Raw genomic sequence first — 25,129 nt, 5'->3', positions numbered from 1 at the left:
GAACACGCATGTTGCCACTCGTTATTTTTACGCTGCTGGGGTTGATCATAGGGGCGACTGCAATTTACGGCGATAGCGGCTGGCTAATAGGTGCCGCACTTGGGTTTTTAATCACCAAAGTCGTGCAGATGGCAAGCAAAGTTTCCGCACTTGAGCGTGATATAAAAGTGCTCTATCAATTACAGCAATCGACTAAAAAAGAAACTGCAGCAAAAGCTGAACCGACGGCGGTCATACAACCCCAAACAAGAGTAAGTTCGGACGGTACGAGCACAGACGACAATGCGCCAACGCCCTTATCGGAATCTGCAGTAGGCGCACCAATAGCAGCGGCAATAGATGAATCCTTCGAGCTACCCGATATAGATACTGTTGATATAGATAGGGTCGATATAGATAGGGTCGATATAGATAGGGTCGATATAGATAGGGTCGATATAGACACAAGTGCGCAAACTGCCGCTCCAGCGTCAATCGCGCAGGCTAATAAAAACACATCAAATAATTCTTCTTGGGGGGAAGCCCAAGCTCAGCAAGCTGCGCCCAAAGAAAGTTATCCTATTGATAAAGCCATAGATTTTGTGCGCCGCTTTTTTACCGAAGGCAATCCTATAGTGCGCGTAGGCATGGTGGTGATGTTTTTTGGTTTGAGCTTTTTGGTGAAATACGCCGCGAGCGAAGGTATGTTTCCCATTGAGTTGCGCATGGCGACTGTGGCGCTGGTTGCCATAGCTTTAATTGGCCTTGGTTGGAAAACCCGCATGCGCGTCGGTGGTTTTGGTTTGGTGTTGCAAGGCGGCGGCGTGGCAGCGCTTTACCTAACGATTTTTGCCGCCGCGAAACTTTACAGCCTTATGCCTACAGCGGCGGCCTTTGGTTTGATGTTGGTGGTTGTGCTTTTAGGTGTTGCCTTGGCGGTTCTGCAAAATGCGCAAGTACTCGCGCTTATGGCCACGGCAGGCGGATTCCTCGCGCCTATACTCACGTCCGACGGCTCCGGCAATCATGTCGCGCTGTTCAGTTTTTACTTGCTACTTAATATAGGTATTCTCGTTATCGCTTGGTTTAAAACTTGGCGCATGCTCAACTGGGTAGGTTTTGTGTTTACCTTTGTTATCACCTCGGTGTGGGGCGTACTCAAATACGAGCCGCATTTGTATGCCAGTACCCAGCCATTTTTGTTGGCCTTTTTCGCGCTCTATTTAATTGTGTCTATCTTGTTTTCACTCAAGCAGCCGCCCAATTTAAAAGGCTTGGTGGATGGCAGTTTGGTATTTGGTTTGCCGATTGTTGGTTTTGGCCTACAAACTTCGCTGCTGAAACACACAGAATATGGCTTGGCGATTAGCGCCATACTGCTCGCGGCACTTTATATTCTGCTCGCACGCGGGCTCTGGGCTAAATATCAACATACTCATCGCGTCCTAATTGAATCCTTTATTGCGCTCGGCCTCAGTTTCGCCACCCTCGCCATTCCTCTCGCCTTAGATGCGCAATGGACATCTGCCACTTGGGCGCTAGAAGGCTTAGGGTTAATTTGGGTGGGCTTGCGGCAGCAACGCTTGCTGCCGCGCGCGGCGGGTTATTTGCTGCATATAGCCGCGGCCTGTTCGCTGCTAATAAAAGGCATAAACACTGGCGCTACGCCCATCATCAGTGGCGACTTTATCGGTATGTTGTTGCTCTCCGTTTCGGCATTAACGATTGCCTATTTATTGGAACGTTTTGCGACCCATGCCACGCGTATCGAAAAAACGCTGTCTTATGCTGTATTAATGATTGGCTGGTGCTGGTGGTTGGTGGCCGGCTTTAATGAGTTGAATACTCATATTGCGGGCGATTATTTATTTGCTGGCGCCATTTTATTCTTCGTGGCCTCAAGCCTTTTGATGCAATGGGCGAGTATCAAACTAAATTGGGCTGCGTTGGGTACCAGTGGTTTTTGGTTGTTACCCTTGGTCGGGCTTTGGGCTGCACGCACTGCTGGCGAGGCCATGTTCATTGGCTATGAATTCCGTCCTTTCGCTTATTGGGGCGGCATAGTACTGCTGGCATTTGCGGTAGTGCAATATCGTTTTTTATGGCGTCAACGCCTTCACACCAAAGCGGCCCTTGTCAGCGCCTACCATGTCATCACTGCGTGGTTTTTATGGAGCTTGGTGGGCATGGAGTTAAATGGATGGCAGGAACAAATGCACTGGAGCGAAACAACTGACTCTATGGTCTGGTTCGCCTTTTTAACACTGCCTTTAGCTGCACTCTTATGGTTTACCCAAAAATCCCACTGGCCCTTTGGGCAATATGCTGACTATAAAAATCTTATTCCGGCGCCACTGCTGCTCTTAAGTGCAGTTTGGTTTTTAAAAGCCAGCTACTCTGCGGGCGCAACGGGGCAGCTGTATGTGCCTGTACTCAATCCGTTGGATCTAGCCCAGGCGGCACTTGTGCTGCTCTATGCCTACTGCATCAAATGCAACTTTGTTGGGCTGGCTAAACTCACGCGCCAAACCAGTCTTGGCGCCTTGGGGCTTATAGGTTTTGCCTGGATCAATATAGTGTTGCTGCGCGCACTGCATCACTACGATGGTGTTGCCTACGCACCCGATGCGCTATGGGATTCACCCACAGTACAAATGGCGCTGTCGATTCTTTGGGCGGTTTGTGCGCTGGTAATTATGAATATCTCCCGTCGCATTCAACTGCGCGAACTTTGGATGGTAGGCGCAGCGCTACTGGCATTAATTCTATTAAAACTGTTCACCAAAGATTTAAGCAGCACTGGCACCCTCGCGCGTATTGTCTCCTTTATGGTGGTGGGTGGTTTGATGCTGTTAATTGGCTATCTATCACCTATACCCGCCAAAACCACAACAAAAGGTGAGGGTGATATTAACGACGCCGACACTGATTTAATTCCAGACGCTACCGATAAAAAAATTCACCAAGAGGAATCACCCCAATGATTTGGCTGCGCACTTTAGCGAAATCTATTTCATGGCCGCTGGGCTTTACGCTATCCGCTTTAGCGACGCTAGCACAGGGCGCCATTATTCCCGTGTATCAAATCAATGAAGGCGAGGGCGCGTATTTAACCAGCCAACTCACTCACGATATGTATAACTACTCCGCGAGCTCCCGCCTTAATGATCTAGTGGTTATTGATAAGCTCGGCAACAAGCTGCCTTATAAAATATCCAGCTCGGTAGCGCCAGCTGAAGATATGCTCGACAGCAATAGTGTGCGCTTCTTTCCTGTGGCGGTAGGTGCACCACCGGAAGCCTTATTAACCTTAAGTAGCGCGTCCATTCGTTTGGATGACAACAACATTTCTGTGAGTGCAGAGAAGAAAGATAACAGCCATATTGCCGATCAAATCACGCCGATTGATTTTTATGTGGTAGATATTAGTGAGCGGCGCAAGCCACTGCAAACCCTGCTGATTGATTGGCAGTTCAGTGATGCAAACCAATACCTAGAGGTAGAAGTCAGCGGCACTAACGACCTGCAAAACTGGCAAGCCATTAAACGCAGTACCCTCGTGCAATTGCAAAAAGGCGAGCAGAATTTAACACGCAACAGCCTTCCCCTACATCTCGCTGAGAAAGAATACGCCTATTTGCGCTTAAGGTTTTTACGCGGTGGCGAACAGTTAAACATTACGAACATCACCGCTCAAAATCGTGCAACCTCGGTACAGCAGCTTGAACCTGATGTGTGGGCGCTGAGTGGCGAACTCGCAGAAGAGCAAGAGTCGGCCCTGCAAGCCAATAAAAAAGGCAGCATGCCTGTGGCTGCATGGGAATTTGAACGCAACGATATAGCGCCCTTAAGTAGCCTCAGTTTAAAACTGGGCAGCAACTATAGCGACAGCCTAAAAGTATTTTCACGCCGCAGTGAAAAGCAACCTTGGCAGCTGGTACACCAAGGCGTTTGGTTTAACGTACAAGTGGGCAATGACTGGCAGCAGAGCGATGCAATCAATGCTTATCAAAATAGCGATAGCTTTTGGCGTATCGAGCTCAATGAACAAGTGCGCACCCAGTTCAACCCCGCGCTCGTATTCAGTCGCCAACCGCAAACTCTACAATTTATCGCCAACAACAACAGCCCCTATCAAATAGCCATAAACGACTCTGCCGCCCCCGACAGCGAAAGCACCAATGCCGCCATTTTTTCGCAACTCGTACGCGGAAAAGACATCACTTGGGTGCCGGTAAGTTATGTGGAACTAAAACCAGAGATAGACAGCTTCGCCCGTCAAGTAGCGCAAGTATCCTGGAAGACTTGGTTGTTTTGGAGTGTGTTGCTGCTAGCCGTTGGGATGTTGGTATGGGTGGCGGTTGGGTTGGTTAGGCAGATGAAGCCAACGTCTTCGACAAAGAACAGATGAAAGTATTAGGAAAATCTATATTAATGGTGGCGCTGGCGTGGTTTGTTGCGAGTCTATGTGCAATATTTTGGCCATCCACTACAGCCACTATTTTTGATAATTCTAAAGTTTCCTTTAGTCAAAATGGCTACGGCGGGGTAGGTAAGTCAGGAGTTTCGAGCTTTAACGGCAGAACTTCGAGCTTTAATAAGGTCACTTATAGCTACTCAGTCAAAGATAAAATATACGTCGGAACAGGAATTATTGGATTTAATAACACACCTACAATTGATGTTTACTACTGCCCTCTCTATCCAGACTTTTCCTTAACTAATAACAACATTCCACTACTATTGCTGATTTTGCTGTGCATTGTTGGTATTGGGTTATTAGAAATAGACAAATGGTTGCATGGTTCACTTCAACAAAAGCTACCTTGAGAGAAATTCATATTTAACTGGCTTAAATCCTAGAGAGAATTGATGTTCGCTAAAATGATAGAAACCCTCGGGTCATTCCTTGGGTTGTATAGAGCTCCCATCCCATCCATGCCTTGGCTTAGCGAATGGTCCAGCTACCTCACCAAAACAGTTACTTTCTATCGTGTGTTATCGGCAGAAGACAAAAAAATCTTCGAGCAGCGCGTTCAATTGTTTTGGCAGACAACTGCCATAGAGGGTGGGGTGGAGGTTGAGATCACCGACGAAGATCGGCTGCTGGTGGCGGCCAGTGCGATTATTCCGGTGTGGGCTTTTCGCGGTTGGCACTATGTGAATTTGCAGGCGGTGTTTTTACTGCCGGGGTTATTCAACAATGATTTTGAGTGTGGTCGCGCCGACTCTTATATCTCGGGCATGGTGGGTACTGGCCCTATGAGCGGGAAAATGGCGCTCAGCAAGCCGCATTTGCATCTTGGTTTTAATAACGACAAAGATCGCCACAATGTGGGTATTCATGAATTTGTTCATCTGGTCGATATGGAGGACGGCGCTTGTGATGGGTTTCCTGAGCGCTTAAAAGAGTTTTCTTATTCAATACATTGGCTTGATTTTATCGGCCATAAAATTTCAGAGATCGAACGCAGTGAGAGCAATATTCGCGACTATGGCGCCACTAACGAGGCAGAATTTTTTGCGGTTGCCAGCGAGTATTTTTTTGAGGACCCAAAACTGCTAAAAACTAAACACCCTGAACTCTTTCGAGCCTTAGAGGATATTTACCAGCAAGATGTCTCTGCTATAGCGGCGGATATTAAACCGCGCAAAAAGGCTCCCTGTTATTGCGGTAGCGGTAAGCGCTACAAACATTGTTGTATGCCGCAGGATTAATAAAAACTGTACTTGAAGGCGCGAGGGTTTGGTATAGTTTACGTCGAACAGGCTGTTAATTTTTACAGCTCGCCAACTGTCGAATCCTGCATTATCGACCTACTGATACAATAAGCATAAAATTTCGGTGATCATAATGAATAAGCTAATTAAGGTTTTTGTTGTATTAATTGTTACAGCACAAGCAAACATGTTATTTGCGCACGACGGTCATGGGCACATACCAGTGAGCTTGAAAAAGGCAACGGAGCTGGCGCTAGAGGCAGCTTCGAGCTACACCAAAGCACCTTCAGGGTTTGCTTTCGATAAGCTACCTGCAGCGTGGAGTGAACTACCAAATTCTGCCGCAAGTATTTACCGCAATGCACAGGGCTATTATTTGGTGGCCGTTAAAGGCCCAGCTGATGATAAAACCTTGTATATAAAAATACTGCTGGACAGTAGCGTGGCTCTTGCGAGTTTTGACTTGCATGATTTTGATGTAGAGAATTTCAACTAATTGGCTTAATCGCCTGACTTTATATTGCGTTAAGTTTGGCATAGCTTTTATAAATGAGTTCAATATAAAAAAATATTCCGGCGCATAAATTCATTATTGAAGGTTTTTTTGGAACGGAAGTCTCACTCCTGTCGCATCAGGTAACAATACTGTCACTTAAATCTTTTTATTTTCAAAATAAATTTTAACTTATCATATATAAAAATTCTTTCAATTTGACTCTCTTGCACCACAAGCGGACAATCTTCTTCGCCAGATGTTTGATCACCTTGCTGTACCAATAATAATTAATACTACGGTGATCACCTCCTTTCTTTGTCAGCGGTATCGATAATTTCTTTTTTATGCGGAGCATCTGTCTCTCTCGCCTATATATTTTTTAAATTTGGTTGTTCAATTATTTTTTAAAAAATATGTTGTCAGGTGTGGGTTTAACAAGACGTTAAACAGGCCCATGTTGTAGCGGGCTACCCCTATATAATCTGCAATGAGGTGTGTGCACAATGAAAAATAATATCTATAAGGCACTGGGTATGGGAGCCATTTTAATGGCGTTCCCATCGTTAGGCTTTGCTCACGGTTATGTCGACAGCCCTGGAGCGCGCAACTATTTTTGTGGCGCTGTAACCAAACCCGATCAAGTAGCGAATGGCACCGCACAATACCCTGTGTGCGGCGATGCTTTCGCGAATGATTTCAATGGTGGCTATTCTTACATGAGTGTATTGAATCACCATGGTGGCCGTATGGAGCGCAGCTCTACCAATGTGTGCGGCTTTGACAGCGAAACATGGCAGGGCGGAAAAACGCCTTGGGATAATTCTATCAATTGGCCGGTAAATAATATTAACGGCGGGCAAATTACCTTTAATTGGGATATTAGTAACGGCCCGCACTTTGATGATACTTCCGACTTTCGCTATTGGATTACCAAGCCGGGATTTCAATATCAGGTAGGCAAAGAGCTAACGTGGAACGATTTTGAAGCGCAACCTTTTTGCAACTTGGCCTATAACGACGATAACCCAAGTGCTTACCCTATGGTGAAACCTAATCGCGCTAACGCGCACTTTGCAACCACCTGTACCTTGCCTGCACGTACCGGTCGCCATGTGATTTATGCTGAGTGGGGTCGTGAGCCGCCAACATTGGAACGCTTCCACGGTTGTATTGATGTGCAAATTGGCGGCGGTGGTGCATCGTCTGTTGCGCCTTCATCGGCAGCGGTTTCCTCTGCCCGCTCTAGTACGCCCGCAAGTGTTGCAGCATCAAGCAAACCAGCGAGTATTGCTGCCTCAAGTAGAGCAAGTACACCTAGCAGCACAGCATCTGGTCAGCAGTGCAATTGGTACGGCCAGCTTTATCCGGTATGTACTACGCAGTCGGCTGAATGGGGTTATGAAAATAATCAAAGTTGTATTGGTAGTGTGAAATGTAATAGCCAAGCTGGCGGCGGTGGTGTAGTAGGTGGTAGCTCTACAGCAACAACACCAAGTTCTACGCCTCGCGCCAGTGTTGCGCCAAGCTCTACTCCGCGTTCAAGTGTTACGCCGAGTTCTGTCGCGGCATCTGTTCGCTCAAGCCTAGCGCCGAGTTCTGTGCCTGCATCATCGGTCGCGTCTGGGGCAACCTGTAACTGGTACGGCTGGATGGTCGCAATTTGCAAAAATACGAGCAGCGGCTGGGGTAATGAAAACAATCAAACGTGTATTTCGCAGAGCGCGTGCAATGCGCGTTAAATAATCTTTGGGAGTTTGTATTGCCAAGGATGGCAGTTTTTTTGAAAAGTACTTTCTAATAATAAAATCTTTTTTTAACAGCAGGGCTAACTGTCCACGCGCTGAGGTTTTTATGCCTAATCTAGAAAAAGTTGCTCACTATTCTTTATGGCAATGGTTAACGATCATATGCATGATTGTTTTAATTGTTGCAATTTTAACGCAGCGGGATTATTCGATCTTTCAAACAACGGCAGTATCAACAACTACCGCACTAACACCCCCTTTGCCGCATATCTCTGATCGTAAAAGCCCGCAGCCTGCTGCAGTGCCAACGGTGGGGATGGTGGATGACGCTCAAATTAGCTCTTTGCACATTCCGCCTTCAGCCAATGCCACCAAAATAACAAAAATAGATTCTGTTGGTGCTCAGAAAGACCCCTTGGTTGCTGTGCATAAAGTGGAAAATCTTGTTTACCAGCGCGCTTATGATTTGTTTGAGGCTGAGGTTATAGATTTCACTTGGGCACCAGGTAATGAAAATCTTTTACGCCAAATGTTTGTGCAAGATTTAGGTTTACAGCGAGTAAGCCTGAGTCAAATTAGTTGTCGCACCAGCATGTGTCAAATTGTGGTTTATACACCGCAGAGCACCGATGCAGATTATTTCACGGCTATGTTCTATCGCGCGTTGAATGACTTCAATAGTGGTAGCTTAAAAACGGAAGCGGCTATAGCGCGCAGTATGGAGAATGGGGTGACATCTGTTTATGTCGCACGCAAAGGCTTTAAATTGAATTTTTATTAGGTTTTCTAAGCGAAAAAACCAAGCCTGCGCTTGGTTTTTTCATGTTAATACTCGCATATTCATTAACGCAGCAGCGATAAGAACTCGTTGCGTGTTGCTTGATTAGAGCGAAAGTTACCCAGCATTGCTGAGGTTTTCATCGAGGAGTTTTGCTTTTCCACGCCGCGCATCATCATGCACATATGCTTCGCTTCGATAATCACACCCACACCGGTCGCACCGGTAATCTCTTGGATCGACTCCGCAATTTGCACCGTGAGCTGCTCTTGAATCTGCAGGCGACGGGCAAACATATCCACTATGCGGGCGATTTTTGATAAGCCCAATACCTTGCCTGTAGGAATATAGGCGACATGCGCCTTGCCAATAAATGGCAGTAGATGGTGTTCACAGAGTGAATAGAGCTCTATGTCTTTCACCATGATCATTTCTTGTGAGTCTGACGGAAAGAGGGCGCCATTAACCACTTCATCGATAGTTTGATTGTAACCACGGGTTAAAAACTGAAAGGCTTTAGCCGCACGGGCAGGGGTGTCTAAGAGGCCAGGGCGGGTTAAATCTTCGCCAACGCCGGCAATGATATTTGCAAAATGTTCTTTCATAACTAGGGGCTCCTCGGGCGACAATGGAAGCTTGCCGCTAAACAGGGCGCTAGTTTAGCGCGATATGCCCAATTTCAGGTAAAGGAATTGCGCAAAGCAGCGCTCTAGGGGCCGGAATTGGGTAGAATGGCGGCCACTTTTTATGTTCGAGAACTCCTATGACGCAAGATCTTGCCAGCCCACTCGATGAGTTATTCAGCATTCGCGACTGGATTCGCTGGAGTGCGAGTGAATTTATAGCGGCCAATTTGTATTTTGGTCATGGCACCGATAATCCTTGGGATGAGGCCGAGCAGTTGGTGCTGCATGGCTTGCACCTTTCGCCGCCGCTGGCTGATGATTGGCTCGACGCGCGTCTCACAAGTACTGAGCGCCGCCGTGTTTTAGGCTTCATCGAGCGCAGAATAAAAGAGCGAATTCCCGCAGCTTATATTACGGGTAAGGCTTGGTTTGCAGGCTTGGAGTTTAAGGTCGATGAGCGGGTTTTGGTGCCGCGTTCGCCTATCGCTGAACTGATTCATCAAGAATTCGCCCCTTGGCTTACCCAAGCGCCCGCTCAAATTTTAGATTTGTGTACCGGTAGCGGCTGTATTGGCATTGCCTGCGCTTACGCCTTTCCCGATGCGGAAATACAATTGAGTGATATTTCTTACGAGGCATTAGAAGTTGCGGAGGAAAATATCATTGCACACCACTTGAGTGAGCGCGTTTTCGCCATGCAGTCAGATATGTTTGATAATTTAAAAGGCCTTAAGTTTGATTTGATTGTATCCAACCCACCCTATGTTGATGCCGAAGACTTGGCCGATATGCCCGATGAATACCATGCTGAGCCCGCTATAGGCTTGGGCTCTGGAGCCGATGGCTTGGCGTTTACCCGTCGTTTATTGCAAGAAGCGGCGGATTACTTAACCGACGACGGCATTCTCGTGGTTGAAGTTGGCAACTCTTGGGTTGCCTTGGCGCAGGCATATCCGCAAATGCCTTTTGCTTGGGTGGATTTGAACCACGGCGGCGATGGGGTGTTTGTCTTAACGGCGCAAGATTTGCGCGCTGCGCTGAGCCAATCCGTCCACTGAGTTGCCTCGCCCCATGCAGCGATGGGTTAAGTCACGTATAATCGCCGCAGTTTTTAGCGCAATCATGGTATTCGCTTCTTTATTTACGCCTACTTTTTACATTCACTGAATTCGGGGCTAGTTGCCCTGAATCACTAGCTAAGGTTTACGGGATCTATGTCTGGCAATAGTTACGGTAAGTTGTTCACGGTTACGACTTTTGGCGAAAGCCACGGTTTGGCATTGGGTGCTATTGTTGATGGCTGTCCACCGGGGTTGGAGCTCTGTGAAGCCGACATTCAAATTGATTTAGATCGTCGCAAGCCAGGTCAGTCGCGCTTTACCACTCAGCGCCGTGAAGAAGATGCGGTAAAAATTCTCTCCGGCGTATTTGAAGGTAAAACCACCGGCACGCCAATCGGTATGACCATTGAGAATACTGATCAGCGCTCCAAAGATTATTCCAACATTAAAGACCAATTTCGCCCCGCGCATGCGGACTATACCTATATGCAAAAATACGGCGTGCGCGATTATCGCGGCGGTGGTCGCTCGTCTGCGCGCGAGACGGCAATGCGGGTGGCAGCAGGCTCAATTGCTAAAAAATATCTGAAGGATTTTCACGGTATAGAAGTGCGCGGCTATTTATCGCAGCTTGGCCCCATCAAAATTGATTCCGTGGATTGGGCGCAAATCGACCAAAACCCGTTCTTTTGTCCCGATGCGAGCAAAGTCGCGGAAATGGAAGAATTCATGAAGGCACTCAATAAAGAGGGTGACTCCATAGGCGCGAAAATTACTGTAGTCGCCACCCATGTGCCGCCAGGTTTAGGCGAACCTATTTTCGACCGTTTAGATGCAGAAATTGCACATGCATTGATGAGTATTAATGCAGTGAAAGGCGTAGAGATAGGCGAGGGCTTTAATTGTGTTGCTCAACGCGGCACTGAGCATCGCGATGAAATGACGCCGGAAGGTTTCCTTTCTAATCATGCGGGCGGTATTCTCGGCGGCATTTCTTCTGGTCAAGAAATTGTTGCGCACATTGCTTTAAAACCCACCTCAAGCTTGCATATTGCTGGGCGCAGTGTGGATGTTCACGGCAATCCCGTTGAAGTTATCACCAAAGGCCGTCACGACCCCTGTGTCGGTATTCGTGCAACACCTATTGCCGAAGCCATGATGGCACTGGTATTGATGGATCACCTCTTGCGCCAGCGCGGCCAAAATGGTGGTGTTAAGCACAGTATCCCCGTAATACCTGCAAGCGTTAAGTAATCTATTCGGCTTAAGCCTCAAATGAGTCTTTGGGGTTTGAGCTGCGCCAACCCCAAGGGCTAGCTGCTTAGGCCCTTGATTCACCTCTTTTTAAGCGGCTGCTTTTTAATTACTATGTCAGACTCTTCCTCGCAGCTCCCGTATTGGCGCCTTTCCAGTTTTTATTTTTTCTATTTTGCCGTTGTCGGCTCATTGATTCCCTATTGGGGAATTTATGTGAAGTCGCTCGGTTACTCCTCGCAAGATGTAGGCATTATTACCGCTGTTATTATGGCGACACGTATAGTTGCTCCTAATTTTTGGGGCTGGTTAGCGGATAAATCCCAAGCGCGCTTACGCATTATTCGTGTGGGCAGTTTTTTTGCTGCCTTTATTTTTGCCGGCGTGCTGCTCGACCAACGCTATTGGTGGTTGATGTTGGTGGTAAGTTGTTATACGTTTTTTTGGCATGCGGTGCTGCCTCAGTTTGAGGTGATTACCTTAGCCTACTTAGGCAATAATCATCATAAATACAGCCGTATTCGCCTTTGGGGTTCGATCGGCTTTATGGCGGCGGTTGTGGGCTTGGGTGCACTTTTTGACATGGTGCCCGTAAAATTTCTGCCCCTGTGCATACTCAGTTTTTTACTCTTAATATGGCTTTCCAGTCTAAGCTTGAAAGATGCCTCTGCTGAAAAGCACACGAGAGAAACACGAGGATTTTTAAGTTTGGTATTTCAGCCTGCCATATTAAGTTTTTTGGCGGCGAGCTTTTTATTGCAATTAAGCCACGGCCCTTATTACACGTTCTATTCGCTTTATTTGGTCGAACATTTCCACTACAGCAATACTCAAACTGGCATGCTTTGGGCACTCGGCGTAATCGCCGAGGTGGCGATTTTTTTAGTGATGCATCATTTGCTGCGCCGTTTTAGTATTCGCCAATTACTGTTGTTTTGTTTTGTGGTCACCAGCTTGCGCTGGCTACTTATTGGTTATTTGGCTGACTATATTCTGGTGCTACTCATTGCTCAGTTAATGCATGCCGCGAGTTTTGGTATAGCTCATGCGGCCTCTATTGAGCTGGTGCGCACCCAATTCAAAGGTGCACACCAAGGGCAGGGGCAGGCACTCTACAGCTCATTGAGCTTTGGGGCAGGCGGTGCTGCAGGTGCCTTAATTGGTGGTATGCTGTGGGACGCCAGTGCAAGTTTGACTTTTTTATTAGCAGCAGCAGCTAGTTTACTGGCCTTTATTCTGTGTTTTTTTGCATTGAAACCAGTGGTGGCTCAAGGGAGTTAATTATGCAGAATCTTTTGATTACGCTTGTTCAAGATGTGATAACCCCAAATAACCCCGCGCAAAATCTTAATCACTTCGCTAAAACAATGGATGCCATTAGCGCGACTGACTTAATCATTTTGCCAGAAGTTTTTACCACGGGCTTTTGTGCCAGCGCGCGCAGCTATGCAGAGCAAGTCGATGGCACTGCCTATCAATGGATGCGTGAACAGGCGCGCAAACATCAAGCGGTAGTTACTGGTAGCCTCGTGGTAAAAGAGGGCGACAAATACTTCAATCGTTTGGTGTGGATGCGCCCTGACGGCACCTATATTCACTACGATAAACGTCATTTATTCCGCATGGCAGGTGAACATACTCGCTATGAAATAGGCAGCGAGCGAATTCTTGTAGAATTAAACGGGTGGCGAATTTTGCCCATGATTTGTTACGACTTGCGCTTTCCGGTGTGGAGCCGCAATCGCAATGATTACGATCTTGCGCTCTATGTCGCTAATTGGCCCAGCGTGCGTGCGCTGCATTGGAATCGTTTACTGCAAGCGCGCGCTATTGAAAACCTTAGCTATGTCGCAGGGGTTAATCGTGTCGGCATGGACGAAGCAGAGCAGCATTATGCCGGTGATTCTGCACTCTACGGCCCTGCGGGCGAACCTATAGCAACCAGTCAAGAAGCGGGCGCCATAACCATAGAGCTCTTCGCTGAAAGGTTGCGTGAATATCGTGAGAGGTTTCCCGCCAACTTAGATGCGGATCAGTTTACGCTTACTCCCTAACAAGTCTGTGATTCACATAATGGTTGTTGCTTGGCTGTTCGCTTTTTAGGCTGTCCCTCAGCCTGCTAACTCGGGTTAAAAAAATAATGTCTTTAAAGGATTTGCTGCATAGAGAAGCTGACAGCATTGCGTTAATTTTAGGTAATGGCATTAATCGTTACGGTAATCAGCTTAACCTTAACTCTTGGGATTCTATGTTGTTGGCGCTGTGGCAGCGTCATATGCAGGATGCACCGCTGGATATTCCTCTCGGTATTTCGCTTACAGAGTTTTACGATGCACTTGACTTAACCAGTCAGTCGCCGGGGAAAAATTTGCAAAATGAATTTTGTGAATTAATGTCTGGCTGGCAACCTCAAGTGCAACACAGATCAATAATGGCTTGGGCTGAAGCGCATAGCGTGCCAGTATTAACGACTAACTTTGATGAAACTCTCAGCCAAACCCAATCCTTCAAGTTACAGCATATGGACGGTGCAAGCTTTACGGATTTTTATCCTTGGGGCAGTTACTTTTCAAATAAGACGATTCAAAAACCGGCCAATGATTTTGCTGTATGGCATATCAATGGCATCAAACGCTACTCACGCAGTATTCGTCTTGGATTGAGCCATTACATGGGTTCCGTTGAGCGCGCGCGCCAACTTATTCACAAGGGGGGTGAGGCTAGCTTATATGCAAACAAAGCCGACTCAGTATGGCGTGGCGAGCAAACCTGGCTACAGATTATTTTTACTCGCGATTTAGTGTTTTTAGGGTTGGGGTTGGATTCTTCGGAGGTGTTTTTACGTTGGCTATTAATAGAGCGGGCTAAATATTTTAAGCGTTTCCCTAAACGTCACAAAAAAGCCTATTACATTTATGCGGGCAAGGAACTTTCACAAGGACAGCTTATTTTTTTAAAAAGTGTGGGTGTAGAGATTTTAAAGGAGCGCAATTACGATCAACTCTATGGCAATGTTTGGGGCGCGCAGAGCTAAGAGCCTTGTCGTGGAAAGTAAGATGCGAATCGGCGTAAACGAAAAGGGCGAACATTAGCAGTCATACTTTCCTTAGCCTAACTGCTGTTGATAATTATGCGGCTTGATATTGCTTAATGCGAGTATGTTTAAAAGACGTACATATTAGCATCAGGGTTTCGCGGCATTTAGGGTCACGCACCTTTCTTGCCAAATCAATCGCATCTTCAAATTTGTGCTCTAGGCACAGACATCTCACCGCACGTATAACTTCAATATCATTAAGTACTATGTTGTCCATTTTGTTGCCTTCCTAATTACCTAGAGATTATGTAAGGATTCATTTACAGCGGTATTGACTGTATTAGTATTGAATCATCTTGATGAAATTCTAAACAGTGGCATTTGGCCTATTTTTTTGTAGGAAATCGCCATATTCGCAGAAGATATAGTATTTTCAGGTTTAATCGATTCTGGTTATGACGTTTGACACCCTCCTTTTTGTTGGCCTCATGCTTCATTAATTCCGATTGTGTTGAGCTGCTACCTTTATTACCCAAGCGTAGAAATATTTTTTAGGCTTAATTCGCTTACTCTGCTGAGCTTAAAAGGTTTTTTTGCGCCGCCGCGCTAGATACATGCAAATTGCCCAGTAAACGCCTACAATAGCCGCCTTTTTCTCTAGCAGCACATTGGCCTTAATCTATGAAATCCAACCCTACAATCGGCTTTGTTAGCCTTGGTTGCCCCAAAAATCTTGTGGATTCAGAGCGAATCCTTACCCAGTTGCGCACTGAGGGCTACAACATAGTCCCCAGCTACAACGATGCCGACATGGTGATTGTGAATACTTGTGGCTTTATCGACAGCGCGGTGCAAGAATCCTTGGGCGCTATCGGTGAGGCGCTCAACGAAAATGGAAAAGTGCTCGTTACCGGTTGTTTAGGCGCTAAAGCCGACGAAATACGCCAAATTCACCCCAATGTTCTCGGCATCACGGGCGCACATGCCTATGAAGAAATCCTGACTCAAGTGCATGAACACTTACCGCCCAACCCTGAACACAACCCCTTTTTAGACTTGGTGCCGCCGCAAGGTATTAAATTGACCCCGCGCCACTATGCCTATTTGAAGATATCTGAAGGCTGTAATCACACCTGTTCTTTCTGCATCATCCCCGATATGCGCGGTAAGCTCGTGAGTCGTCCCATAGGGCAAGTGATGAGCGAAGCCGAGCGTTTGGTGAAGGCAGGCGTTAAGGAGCTGCTGGTTATATCGCAAGATACCTCGGCTTACGGTGTTGATATTAAACATCGCACTGACTTTTGGGATGGTCGCCCACTTAAAACAGATATGTACCAACTCGCGGCCGCCTTAGGTGAATTGGGTGTTTGGGTGCGTTTGCACTATGTGTATCCCTATCCCCATGTGGACAACGTGATGCCCTTAATGGCCGAAGGTAAGATACTGCCTTACCTCGACATTCCTTTTCAGCATGCCAGCCCAACATTGCTGCGTAAAATGCGCCGCCCAGGGCAAGTCGATAAAACTCTTGAGCGCATTAAAAGCTGGCGCGAACAGGTACCTAATCTCACTATTCGCTCTACTTTTATTGTGGGCTTCCCCGGTGAAACAGAAGATGATTTCCAGCAGCTGTTAGATTTCCTTCAAGAAGCACAGTTAGATCGCGTGGGCTGTTTCCAATATTCGCCAGTTGATGGTGCCAAAGCTAATGATCTACCCGATCATGTGCCCGATCACATCAAACAAGAGCGTTACGATCGCTTTATGCAGCTGCAGCAAGGTATTTCTACTGCGCGCTTAAAACAAAAAGTGGGCTTAACCCTGCAAGTCTTAATCGATGAAGTGGATGATGAGGGTGCCATTGGGCGCAGTTTCGCCGATGCCCCCGAAATCGATGGCTGCGTATACTTGAATGGCGAAAGCGATGTAAAACCAGGTGATTTGGTGAGTGTGCTTATTGAGCATTCAGATGAATACGACCTCTGGGGCACCAAGGTGTAATTTTTCACCATTCGATTGTTAAAAATCCCCCATTTGCGTAGGCACTGGGGGATTTTTTTTACGCTTGCTGTAAACTCCAGTCATAGCCATTCAATGGGAGTTAACGATTATGATCATGGTAGATGTGGACCTAGAAGTTAAGCATTACCCCGCGCAGCAGGTATTTACCGCGCAGCAGGATACTTACGAAGCGCGGCTGCAATATCAATTTTTGCCTGACACCAACGCTTTGGGTCAAAAACGTATCGACTTTAATAGCACTTATGTGGCGCCTGAATTGCGCGGAAAAGGTATTGCGGAAAAGCTCGTGCGCCAAGGCCTTAAGTGGGCGAAAGAACAGGGCTACGAAGTACAAGCAAGCTGCTGGTATGCCGCCAAGTATCTCCGCTAAGGACTAAAGCATGAAGAACCAGCAAGGATTTACCCTGATAGAAATGATGATTGTCTTGGGTATTATTGCCATAGTGGCATTGATTGCTATGCCATCCCCAGACCCCACCTTTGCGCGGCGCCAAGTGCAGGAATCTATGGCCATGGTGGAAGACTATAAAGACTTGGTAGCCTTTTATCACAAAAGCACGCAAGTATTTTTAAAAGATAACAAAGAAGCGGGCATTCCTGCCCCTGATAAATTACTGGGCAATTATGTGGATCGCATCGACTTAGTTGATGGTGCTTTTCATATTCACTTCGCCAACAAAGCCCATGGTGCTATCAAAGATAAAACACTGAGCATCAGGCCCATTATGGTGAAGGGATCACCGCAAAGCCCTATATCCTGGATTTGCGGCAATGGCAGTATTCCCGAGGGAATGATTGCCGTAGGCGAAAACCGAACCAACTTAGAATTAAAAGATCTACCCTTAACCTGTCGTATTTAATACAAAAAATCGAGCCCTCTATATGAGAAACACAATATTATTTATTGTTGCTGCCGCTATTTTTTTAAACTGGTCGACTATTCGTGATCAATTTAGCCCGCCGCCCGACTTCTCCGCACAACACCAAGAAGGTGTCGTACTCTATGCCACAGATTGGTGTGGCTACTGCAAGAAAACCCGCGCTTTTTTCAAAGAAAATGATATTGCCTTTGTTGAGTATGATATAGAAAAATCTGCGGAAGGACGCGCGCAATATGATCAGCTTCACGGTAGTGGTATTCCCTTGGTGATGATCAAGGGCGAGGTTATTCGCGGCTATGACCCGTCTGGTATGAAGCAGCTACTTAATCTTTAATAATGACTTTTGTTGAAAAATTACTCATTCATAAATTAATGAGTCACGGCAATATTCAGATAGCGACTCAACTGCAAGATTAATTCAGGGAGGTAGTATGTTATTAAACATAGCGCCACGCATACAAGACATAGGTTTTCCCGTAAAACGCTTGCTGCCTTCAAAACTAAAGCAGCGAGTAGGGCCTTTTATTTTTGTTGATCATATGGGGCCTGCATTGTTTAAGGCGGGCACCACCGAAGGCGATGTGCGCCAACATCCACATATCGGTTTGGCGACAGTCACGTATTTATTCAGTGGCGCCATGATGCACAAAGACAGCTTAGGGTTTCAGCAGCTCATTGAACCAGGAGCCATAAATTTAATGACCGCCGGTAGTGGCATAGTACATTCAGAGCGCATGCCCGAAGATGTGCGCCAGCAAGCTGTGTCAGTCGAAGGTGTACAAATATGGTTGGCGCTACCGACAGAAAATGAAACGGGAGAACCTTCATTTGCGCACTATCCCGCTGCAGCTATTCCCGAGCTGCACTTAAGCTTAATGAAGGTGCGCGTACTTATAGGCTCGGCGTTTGGCGCTCAGTCACCCGTGCAAACACTAAGCCCTACAACCTATTTAGATTTACAGATGGAGGCGGGCGCGGTCTATATACCGGAGTTCCCCGGACATGAACTAGCAATTTATATTGCAGCTGGCAACCTTAGTATAAACGGTGAACCAATCCCTGAGTTTCATCTCTGCGTGCTGGAGCCCGGTGACAAAATAGAAGCGCTATCTGCAGCGAGAGCACTCTTACTCGGTGGTGAGCCTTTAAGTGGCGAGCGTTTTATTTTGTGGAACTTTGTGGCCTCTAGTCGCGAGCAAGTGCGCGCAGCAAGCCAGCGCTGGGAGGAGGGGGATTTTGCATTGGTCGAGGGTGAAACTGAGTTTATTCCTCTGCCTAAAATGTAAAACTCAAGAATATAAAAATGGCGTCTTTTCATTTCAATTGATGTAACTCAATCTCTTGAAATAATAAAGACGCCATTTTAACGTCGCCACCTAGTGGGTTAGGAAATAGCTTTATCCACAATTTTTTGGGCTTCGGCAATCAGCAGTTTCAAATGATCCTTGCCTTTAAAGCTTTCTGCGTAGATTTTATAAATTTCTTCTGTGCCTGATGGTCGCGCTGCGAACCAACCGTTCTTGCTAATTACTTTAATACCGCCAAATGCTGCATCATTGCCTGGCGCTTTGGTTAGAATACTTTCGATTTTGTCACCCGCAAGTTCAGTAGAGCTAATTTGCTCAGGCGATAATTTTGACAAGGCTTTTTTCTGTGCCGCATTCGCGGGTGCTTCTACACGGCTCTCGGCAGCTTGCCCAAATTCATCAGCAAGCTTTTTATAGCATTCACCTGGGTCACGGCCTGTTTTTGCTTTAATTTCTGCAGCGAGTAGCGATGGAATGATGCCATCTTTATCTGTGGTCCAAACACTTCCGTCAATACGCAAAAAGGATGCGCCTGCACTTTCTTCGCCGCCAAAACCTAAAGAGCCATCGTGTAAACCTGACGCAAACCATTTAAAGCCAACTGGCACTTCGTAAAGACGACGACCCAGTTTTTGTGCAACTTTGTCGATCATGGCACTGCTGACAACTGTCTTGCCGATTGCTGTTTGTGCGCCCCATTGCGGTCTGTGTTGAAATAAATATTCAATAGCAACGGCGAGATAGTGATTCGGCGGCATAAGCCCAGCGCTCGGCGTGACTATGCCGTGGCGATCGTGGTCTGCATCGCAGGCGAAGGCCACATCAAAATCATGGCGACGCGCAAGCATTGAGTGCATGGCATAAGCAGAGGACGGGTCCATGCGGATTTTCCCGTCCCAGTCCGCGGGCATAAACGAAAAGGTTTTATCAACGCTGGAATTAAGTACCTTGAGATTCACTTGATAGTGATCGGCGATGGCGCGCCAATAGTTAACGCCGGCTCCGCCAAGTGGATCTACCCCCATATGAACATTGGCACCGCGTATAGCTTCCATATCAACAACGTTGATTAAATCTTTTACGTAATTGTGAAGGTAGTCATGATGGTGAGTGGTGGCAGCTTTAAGTGCTTGGTGATAATCCATGCGTTTAATTTCGCGCAGTTTATTTTCCAGCAATTCATTGGCGCGCGCTTGCATCCAGTTGGTGATATCGCTATCGGCAGGCCCACCATTTGTGGGGTTGTATTTAAAACCACCATTGTCCGGCGGGTTATGAGATGGAGTGATAACCACACCATCGGCTAAACCCGTTGTGCGCCCGCGATTATAAGTAATAATCGCGTGAGATATTGCGGGAGTAGGGGTGTATTCACCGCCGTTGGCCAACATAATCTCTATGCCGTTTGCCGCGAAGACTTCCACCGCGCTAATTTGTGCAGGTTCTGACAATGCGTGAGTATCTATACCCACATACAGCGGGCCACTAATTCCTGCTTGCTTGCGGTAGTCGCAAATGGCTTGGGCGATGGCTAATACATGATGTTCATTAAAGCTGGTGTTAAATGCAGAGCCGCGATGGCCTGAGGTACCAAATGCGACGCGCTGCTCGGGAATACTTACATCGGGAATATTTTTGTAGTAAGCATCGGTGAGCTGGAGCAGGTCGACCAAGAGATGGGTGGGTAAAAGAGATCCGGCGAATGGGCTGATGGTCATAAAGCGCTCCTCGTTTGACGTTATTACCTAAGTTGGCCAATCATACCCAATAAACTTTATGCTGACCTTATTTGGTTGCACTTTAATTCATAGATTTTTCGATGCACCGCGCAAACAGATGTTTTTTCATATCAAGAATGAACGTGGCGCCCTATAATCTTCTTCAACCCAATAATCGCAACAGGATATCTCTATGCGCTGGAAAGATGGACGCCGCAGTAATAACCTTGATGACTTACGCAACACACCAGCATCCTCGGCCATGGCAGCAGGCGGTATTGGCATACTACTGCGCGTAGTGCCATTTTTACTGCGTACCAAAATTGGCCGAATTATCATAGCCGTGGGCGTGGTTGTATTTTTTGGTGCGCGTATGCTGGGGATAGATTTGTTACAGCTATCTGCAGGATCACCAAACAGCGCCTCAAAACCGCAGGCCACCTTGAGTGCTGCAGACAAAGAATTAGGCGATTTCGTATCCGTTATTTTGGCTGACACCGAAGACACCTGGGGTACAATTTTTGAGCGAATGGGCAAAACCTATACCGAGCCGCGTTTGGTGCTGTTTCGCCAACAAGTTAAATCGGCTTGTGGGCTGGCACAATCGGCCATGGGGCCCTTTTATTGTCCAGCGGATCAAAAGCTCTATATCGATTTAGCTTTTTACGAAGATATGCGCACGCAATTAGGCGCTCCAGGCGATTTCGCGCAAGCCTACGTGATCGCCCATGAAGTAGGGCACCATGTGCAAACGCTACTCGGAATTTCTAGCCAGGTGCATCAAGCGCAGCAAAAACTGAGTAAAGTTCAAGCTAATCGTCTCTCGGTGAAACAAGAGCTTCAAGCAGATTGTTTTGCCGGTATTTGGGGACATTTTGCAGATCGCGAGCGCGGCATGATTGAAGCAGGTGATATCGAAGAAGCATTGACTGCCGCTGCAGCCATTGGCGATGATCGCTTACAGCAGCAAGCACAAGGCACTGTTCGACCTGAAAGTTTTACCCATGGCACCTCTCAGCAAAGGGTTGAGTGGTTTAAGCGCGGTTTAGATGAAGGTAAAGTGGAGAGTTGTAATACTTTTGCCAAATAACTGAAATCTATGGTCAATTTTTTCATGAGAAACGGAGTCTTTTGACTCCGTTTTTTTATTGCGCTAAGAAATTTATTCGCCCATTCACTGTTTGCGTTTAAACATTTCAGCTCATTTTTTTCATGGCTAGGTGCTCCAGCGTACAGAGCAAGTGTTGATAGAGCGGCAAACTCCAACATTGAGACAACCTCAATCACACATGGAGTAAACCTTATGAACACAGTTAAATTTTCTAGCAATCTTACTATGAGATTTTTCAGCATTACATTTTTAGCGGCTATGTTATTGGCAACATTGTTAGGTTGTGCTGCAACCTCTAAAACGGAAAGTACCGGTGAGTACATTGATGATAGTGTGATCACTGCATCCGTAAAGGCAGCGATCCTCGATCACAAAGAGCTGAAGGTAACGGAAGTTAATGTAGAAACCTTTAAAGGAATTGTGCAGCTCAGTGGTTTTGTCAGCTCACAGCGCGACATTGACGCAGCCGTTGAGCTTGCACGCAATGTGAAAGGTGTTAAATCGGTTAAGAATGACATGCATGTGAAATAGTGGAATTAGTACAAGTAACAAACTACTGGCAGTCACTTGTAATAAATGGCTGCCGGTTTAACTTGTTGTGATGCTAACGCAACACTCTATAGCGAATGCTAGACTGATCTACAAAATGTATTGCTATAGCTCTCGAAACCAATGAGAATTATTCTTAGCATAAAAAATATTCAGATTGGCAGTAATGAATAGGTTAACTTTTATATAATCAGCATATACCTTTATGCAGCAGTTATGTAGGTAACGACAAGGGTAATTCGACCCAGAATGTACTGCCTTCACCCAGATTGCTTTCCAAGCCAATTTCACCGCCCATCAATTCAATCAAATACTTAGTCAGTACCAGCCCAATTCCTGTGCCTTCTTCTGATTTATTTTCCTGCTCTAAACGGTTAAAGGGTTGAAATAATTGTGAAATATTTTCAGGGGTCAAGCCTTGGCCACTATCTTTTACATTAATACGAACACGCTGTGGTAGTAAGTTGCAACTTATAACCACAGTGCCACCAAGTTTATTATATTTAACCGCATTAGAAATAAAATTTATGAGCACTTGCTTAAGGCGGGTACGATCTGCAGTTACGATGCAAGGGAAAGTAATATCCTGAAAGCTAACATCAATAGCATGTTTTTCCGCATGTGGTTCGGTCATGGCTTCGCAATCGACCAACACGTCTGAAAGTGTCACTGACTCAATCAACGCTAGATCCAGTATTTCGTTGATCATATCCAGAAGATACCAGCCAGCCTGCAAAACTTGATCTGGGTTTCTTTTTTGTTTAGGTGTTGGTGCTGGTGTACCCAATCGAATTAATTGTGCAAAACTTAAAGTAGGCCCTAGAGGCGTGCGTAACTCATGACTCATACTAGATAAAAAATCAGATTTTTCCTGATTAGCTTTTTCAGCACCGGCGAATGCTTTTTCCGCGATGACAGTTGCACGGCCCAACCCAATATTCGAACTTCTAAGTTGTTGATCCAGCCGCTGCTGCTTTCACAAATTACCAATGATGTAGTTAGGCATCGCTTTTAGGGATCCGAATCGGGGCTGGTTGGCTTTGAGTAATGCCTCGCAAATTGTTATCACCTCGGTGATTCCCACAAAGGTTATCCCTGCGCTCTCAATAACATTATATAAAGTGCGATAGGGCAGCATTCGCATGGTGGAATCACACTTAATCAGTCGTCGAGCGTTCTAAGGGCGCAACCAGCACGTCAATTTTTCACCTAAAAGCGCCTATTTAATTATTTAAATTACAAAGCGAGCAAACGCACAGAGACAGCCGTTTCTAATTGCTATTCTCAGTAAATAGATTGACTTCAGGTGTCTAACTTCACGGACCAGAATTAACCAGAGGTACTTATGAATAGATTTGATGGCATCACTCCCAAAGGAAAGCCGATGAGCAGCACTAAATCTGTAGCTGCGGGGCAATTAGCGACAATATATACCAAGCGCCCACCAAGGTTGTCGGCAGCACAATGTGCCGAAGCAGAAGGGCTCCTAATAGACAATATTAAAAAATATTTAGATACGAACTGCTTGATACAAACTACTCAGCCACAACTGCAACAACAATCACAGCCACAGCCACAGCCACAGCCACAACCACAACCACAAGATGACGATAAGGATCAGAAATATAAAACTGATCAACAGCAGAAACGCGACGCGCAGGCACGCCAAGAAGTGGCACAGGAAGTCATGCATCAAAAAACACTCGAAAATAGTGATGTTATTGAAGCTAAATGGGAACAGAAAGTCGGCGCAGCAAAAAAAATATGGGGGGAGCTGACAGCTGATGAAATTCTTCAGTCTGAAGGTGATATCGACAAACTAAGTGGATTAATTAAGGAGCGCTACTTAGTCAGCAAGCTGGAGGCAAATAAACAAGTCAGAAATTTTCTTGCTAATTGGATTTAAAATTACCAAGTAATAGATATAAAAATATTTTATATCAGCAGATAAATAAACTAATTTTTGGAGATAAATATGTCATTAATATTTAAAAAAACCTTTTTTATACCTTGCGTAAGCATGTTACTTATGGGCTCTAGTGTTGCCGCCTTAGCTGCACCAGGACAGGAAATAACAGAGGCGCGTCAGGAGGCACAAATTTGGACAACCTATGCATTGAGCCCTTATTTACGTGCCAGTGATTTGAAGGTAACGGTAAATAATGGCAAAGCAGTTCTGACTGGCATGGTTGAAGAAGACGTCAACAAAGAGTTGGCCACACAAATTGCATTAGGCGTCAGCGGTATTAAGGATGTTGATAATAATATTCAAGTACAGGCCGACTACAAGCCAACATCTAGCGAACGTAGTTATGGAGATGTAATTGACGATATTTCGATTACCGCTGCGATAAAGTCAAAACTGGTCTGGAGCAAATCTACGAATGGTTTGGCTATTGAGGTAAAAACCAATAGCGGAAAAGTGACCCTAGCAGGGAATGTCAAGTCAAATGATTCGAAGAAAATGGCCGAGCGTTTGGCATCGGGAACTCAGGGCGTGGTGTCAGTGAGCAACAACATTGAAGTGAATGGTGTGGCGGACAATAGCGACAAAGATAAGGGAAAAGTAGAAGGCAAAATTTCTGATGCATGGATTACCACCAAAGTAAAATCGACGTTTCTCTACTCAAGTAATGTAACGGGTTCAGATATTAGTGTCGCTACCAAAGAGGGCGTTGTAACGCTTAGCGGCAAGGTCGATAGTGGTGTTGAACGCGAACTAGCGATTGAGCTTGCGCAAAATATACGTGGCGTAAAAACGGTAAATGCAAAACAGTTGACGCATTAATAATACCTGTAGCAGGTAAAAACATTAATTTTAAATCCATTAAAGGCATGCAATAG

At 46.1% G+C, this 25,129-nt stretch carries 25 protein-coding genes; 21 read left to right on the top strand and 4 right to left on the bottom strand.

Annotated elements, in window-relative coordinates; all coding sequences use genetic code 11:
* The first annotated feature begins 8 nt into the window (after window positions 1-8).
* The 7 genes from AC0KUT_RS10935 (at window position 9) to AC0KUT_RS10905 (ending at window position 8,722) form a co-directional block, all read left to right on the top strand.
* On the top strand, window positions 9-2,963 hold the full coding sequence (locus tag AC0KUT_RS10935) for a DUF2339 domain-containing protein (protein WP_488829920.1): 2,955 nt from the start codon (window positions 9-11) through the stop codon (window positions 2,961-2,963).
* Window positions 2,960-4,390, top strand: a complete 1,431-nt coding sequence (locus AC0KUT_RS10930) for a DUF3999 family protein (protein ID WP_488829919.1) — start codon at window positions 2,960-2,962, stop codon at window positions 4,388-4,390. The genes AC0KUT_RS10935 and AC0KUT_RS10930 overlap by 4 nt, the downstream gene beginning before the upstream one ends.
* Entirely contained in the window at window positions 4,387-4,809 is a 423-nt protein-coding gene (locus AC0KUT_RS10925; protein WP_488829918.1) for a hypothetical protein, read from the top strand. The genes AC0KUT_RS10930 and AC0KUT_RS10925 overlap by 4 nt, the downstream gene beginning before the upstream one ends.
* Window positions 4,810-4,851: 42 nt before the next feature.
* Entirely contained in the window at window positions 4,852-5,697 is an 846-nt protein-coding gene (locus tag AC0KUT_RS10920; protein WP_488829917.1) for a M90 family metallopeptidase, read from the top strand.
* A 136-nt stretch (window positions 5,698-5,833) separates the two neighbouring features.
* Window positions 5,834-6,196 carry a DUF6488 family protein gene (locus AC0KUT_RS10915; protein WP_488829916.1) on the top strand — a complete coding sequence of 121 codons (363 nt, stop codon included), beginning with the start codon at window positions 5,834-5,836 and terminating at the stop codon, window positions 6,194-6,196.
* A gap of 503 nt (window positions 6,197-6,699) precedes the next feature.
* Window positions 6,700-7,935, top strand: coding sequence for a lytic polysaccharide monooxygenase (locus AC0KUT_RS10910; protein ID WP_488829915.1), 1,236 nt, complete (start codon window positions 6,700-6,702; stop codon window positions 7,933-7,935).
* A gap of 112 nt (window positions 7,936-8,047) precedes the next feature.
* Window positions 8,048-8,722, top strand: coding sequence for a hypothetical protein (locus tag AC0KUT_RS10905; RefSeq protein WP_488829914.1), 675 nt, complete (start codon window positions 8,048-8,050; stop codon window positions 8,720-8,722).
* A gap of 62 nt (window positions 8,723-8,784) precedes the next feature.
* Here the strand turns inward: AC0KUT_RS10905 and folE are convergent, their stop codons facing one another.
* A complete protein-coding gene (folE, locus tag AC0KUT_RS10900) occupies window positions 8,785-9,324 on the bottom strand; it encodes a GTP cyclohydrolase I FolE (protein ID WP_488829913.1) in 540 nt (179 codons plus the stop codon).
* 158 nt (window positions 9,325-9,482) lie between these two features.
* On the opposite strand from folE, the gene prmB reads away from it, so the two are divergent.
* The 5 genes from prmB (at window position 9,483) to AC0KUT_RS10875 (ending at window position 14,694) form a co-directional block, all read left to right on the top strand.
* Window positions 9,483-10,403 carry a 50S ribosomal protein L3 N(5)-glutamine methyltransferase gene (gene prmB / locus AC0KUT_RS10895; RefSeq protein WP_488829912.1) on the top strand — a complete coding sequence of 307 codons (921 nt, stop codon included), beginning with the start codon at window positions 9,483-9,485 and terminating at the stop codon, window positions 10,401-10,403.
* A 156-nt stretch (window positions 10,404-10,559) separates the two neighbouring features.
* Complete coding sequence (aroC, locus tag AC0KUT_RS10890; RefSeq protein WP_488829911.1) at window positions 10,560-11,660, top strand: chorismate synthase; 1,101 nt, start codon at window positions 10,560-10,562, stop codon at window positions 11,658-11,660.
* A 114-nt stretch (window positions 11,661-11,774) separates the two neighbouring features.
* The gene (locus AC0KUT_RS10885; protein WP_488829910.1) at window positions 11,775-12,941 is read left to right on the top strand and encodes an MFS transporter; all 1,167 of its coding nucleotides are present in this window, start codon (window positions 11,775-11,777) and stop codon (window positions 12,939-12,941) included.
* A 2-nt stretch (window positions 12,942-12,943) separates the two neighbouring features.
* Window positions 12,944-13,714 carry an amidohydrolase gene (locus tag AC0KUT_RS10880; RefSeq protein WP_488829909.1) on the top strand — a complete coding sequence of 257 codons (771 nt, stop codon included), beginning with the start codon at window positions 12,944-12,946 and terminating at the stop codon, window positions 13,712-13,714.
* A gap of 86 nt (window positions 13,715-13,800) precedes the next feature.
* A complete protein-coding gene (locus AC0KUT_RS10875) occupies window positions 13,801-14,694 on the top strand; it encodes a hypothetical protein (protein ID WP_488829908.1) in 894 nt (297 codons plus the stop codon).
* 94 nt (window positions 14,695-14,788) lie between these two features.
* Here AC0KUT_RS10875 and AC0KUT_RS10870 read toward each other — a convergent pair whose 3' ends face one another.
* Window positions 14,789-14,974 (bottom strand): hypothetical protein, encoded by a 186-nt coding sequence (locus tag AC0KUT_RS10870; protein WP_488829907.1) that lies wholly within the window; start codon window positions 14,972-14,974, stop codon window positions 14,789-14,791.
* A 404-nt stretch (window positions 14,975-15,378) separates the two neighbouring features.
* Here AC0KUT_RS10870 and rimO point away from each other — a divergent pair, with 404 nt between their 5' ends.
* The 5 genes from rimO (at window position 15,379) to AC0KUT_RS10845 (ending at window position 18,886) form a co-directional block, all read left to right on the top strand.
* The gene (rimO, locus tag AC0KUT_RS10865) at window positions 15,379-16,698 is read left to right on the top strand and encodes a 30S ribosomal protein S12 methylthiotransferase RimO (protein ID WP_488829906.1); all 1,320 of its coding nucleotides are present in this window, start codon (window positions 15,379-15,381) and stop codon (window positions 16,696-16,698) included.
* Window positions 16,699-16,807: 109 nt separating this feature from the next.
* Window positions 16,808-17,089 (top strand): GNAT family N-acetyltransferase, encoded by a 282-nt coding sequence (locus AC0KUT_RS10860; protein WP_488829905.1) that lies wholly within the window; start codon window positions 16,808-16,810, stop codon window positions 17,087-17,089.
* 10 nt (window positions 17,090-17,099) lie between these two features.
* Window positions 17,100-17,579: a pilin gene (locus AC0KUT_RS10855; RefSeq protein WP_488829904.1), complete on the top strand. Its 480-nt coding sequence runs from the start codon at window positions 17,100-17,102 to the stop codon at window positions 17,577-17,579.
* A gap of 22 nt (window positions 17,580-17,601) precedes the next feature.
* Window positions 17,602-17,934, top strand: a complete 333-nt coding sequence (locus tag AC0KUT_RS10850) for a glutaredoxin domain-containing protein (protein WP_488829903.1) — start codon at window positions 17,602-17,604, stop codon at window positions 17,932-17,934.
* A gap of 97 nt (window positions 17,935-18,031) precedes the next feature.
* Window positions 18,032-18,886, top strand: coding sequence for a pirin family protein (locus tag AC0KUT_RS10845; protein WP_488829902.1), 855 nt, complete (start codon window positions 18,032-18,034; stop codon window positions 18,884-18,886).
* 98 nt (window positions 18,887-18,984) lie between these two features.
* On the opposite strand, the gene pgm is transcribed toward AC0KUT_RS10845, so the two are convergent.
* Window positions 18,985-20,625 (bottom strand): phosphoglucomutase (alpha-D-glucose-1,6-bisphosphate-dependent), encoded by a 1,641-nt coding sequence (gene pgm / locus AC0KUT_RS10840; protein WP_488829901.1) that lies wholly within the window; start codon window positions 20,623-20,625, stop codon window positions 18,985-18,987.
* A 193-nt stretch (window positions 20,626-20,818) separates the two neighbouring features.
* Here pgm and ypfJ point away from each other — a divergent pair, with 193 nt between their 5' ends.
* Together ypfJ and AC0KUT_RS10830 are read left to right on the top strand one after the other, a co-directional pair.
* The gene (gene ypfJ, locus AC0KUT_RS10835) at window positions 20,819-21,715 is read left to right on the top strand and encodes a KPN_02809 family neutral zinc metallopeptidase (protein WP_488829900.1); all 897 of its coding nucleotides are present in this window, start codon (window positions 20,819-20,821) and stop codon (window positions 21,713-21,715) included.
* 213 nt (window positions 21,716-21,928) lie between these two features.
* Window positions 21,929-22,267 (top strand): BON domain-containing protein, encoded by a 339-nt coding sequence (locus AC0KUT_RS10830; protein WP_488829899.1) that lies wholly within the window; start codon window positions 21,929-21,931, stop codon window positions 22,265-22,267.
* Between the two features lie 232 nt (window positions 22,268-22,499).
* Here AC0KUT_RS10830 and AC0KUT_RS10825 read toward each other — a convergent pair whose 3' ends face one another.
* Window positions 22,500-23,216, bottom strand: coding sequence for a sensor histidine kinase (locus tag AC0KUT_RS10825; RefSeq protein WP_488829898.1), 717 nt, complete (start codon window positions 23,214-23,216; stop codon window positions 22,500-22,502).
* Window positions 23,217-23,630: 414 nt separating this feature from the next.
* Between AC0KUT_RS10825 and AC0KUT_RS10820 the strand changes: the two genes are divergently transcribed.
* Together AC0KUT_RS10820 and AC0KUT_RS10815 are read left to right on the top strand one after the other, a co-directional pair.
* Window positions 23,631-24,191, top strand: coding sequence for a CsbD family protein (locus AC0KUT_RS10820; RefSeq protein ID WP_488829897.1), 561 nt, complete (start codon window positions 23,631-23,633; stop codon window positions 24,189-24,191).
* Window positions 24,192-24,260: 69 nt separating this feature from the next.
* Entirely contained in the window at window positions 24,261-25,073 is an 813-nt protein-coding gene (locus AC0KUT_RS10815; RefSeq protein ID WP_488829896.1) for a BON domain-containing protein, read from the top strand.
* The last annotated feature ends 56 nt before the right edge of the window (window positions 25,074-25,129 follow it).

It is taken from the genome of Cellvibrio sp. 25HG11W-0 (genome assembly GCF_057815475.1).
Note: the sequence above shows the minus strand (reverse complement) of the source record. Positions and strands in the feature narration are given on the sequence as shown.